Below are 1,062 nucleotides of genomic sequence, written 5' to 3'. Positions count from 1 at the left end.
GCCCATGGCGTCGGCGAAGGCGCGCAGCCGGGCGCGGGTCCGGGCGAGCCGGGCGCGGCCGGCGGCGCGCGGGGGATCCTGCGGGGGCTCCTGCGGGGGCTCCTTCCCCGCCCCGCCCCTTCTCCCCCGGCTACCGCTGGGGGTACCCCCAGGCACCGGGGCTGCGCCCCGGGCCCCCTCGGGCGACGGGGAACGCAGTGCCTCTGCGATGGAGTGGGCGGCCAGTTCGCCCTCGACGAGGGCCAGTTGGGCGCCGCCGATGCCGCCGGTCTCGCCCGCGGACCAGATGCCTGGCACGGAGGTGCGCTGCTGCGCGTCGAGGACCAGGGCGACGGTTCCGTCGGCGGCGGTCCGGGTGGCGCAGCCGAGGCCCGTGGCGAGTTCGAGCTGCGGGACGAGCCCGTGCCCGACGGCCACCGCGTCGCACGGGATACGGCGGCCGGTGCCGGGGACCGGGCGCCACTCCCGGTCGAGCCGGGCCACGGTGACGGCCTCCACCCGGTCGGTCCCGTGCGCCTCGACCACGGCGCGGCGGGCGAGCAGCCGGACGCGGTGGCGCAGCAGCGCGCCGCCGTACGTGGCGCCTTCGGCGAGCTTGCCGGGGTTGCGCAGCAGGGCCGGGACGTGGCCGGCGTAGCCGAGGTAGGAGGAGGCCTCCACGACGGCCGGGACGGTGGCGCCGGCGGCCGCGAGGGAACCTGCGACGGCGAGCAGCAGCGGCCCGCTGCCGGCGACGACGACGCGTCGGCCGGGCAGCACCAGCCCGCCCTTGAGCATGGCCTGGGCGCCTCCGGCGCCGACGACACCGGGCAGGGTCCAGCCGGGGAAGGGCAGTTGCCGCTCGTACGCTCCGGTGGCGATCAGCACGGCCCGGGCGTCCACGGCGCGGGCGCGCTCACCGTCGGCGACGGCGTGCAGCCGCCAGGCGGTGCCCGCCGGGACCACGGTCCAGACGTGGTGCCCGGCCAGGTGGGTCACACGGCCCGCCGCGACCTGCGCGCGCAGCGCGGCCTCGCGGGTGGCGAAGGCCCGCCAGCCGTGGTGCAGCGCCTCGGGCCGGGC

The 1,062-nt window shown here is 79.7% G+C and carries 1 protein-coding gene; it reads right to left on the bottom strand.

The window, feature by feature from the left end; genetic code table 11:
• On the bottom strand, window positions 1-1,062 hold a 1,062-nt coding region (locus tag GPJ59_RS36465), incomplete at both ends, for an NAD(P)/FAD-dependent oxidoreductase (RefSeq protein ID WP_219672386.1).

This window comes from Streptomyces bambusae, assembly GCF_019400985.1.
GTDB classification, from domain to species: Bacteria; Actinomycetota; Actinomycetes; order Streptomycetales; family Streptomycetaceae; genus Streptomyces; species Streptomyces bambusae_A.
The sequence above is the reverse complement of the archived record's forward strand: the minus strand, read 5'-3'. Positions and strand labels throughout refer to the sequence as shown.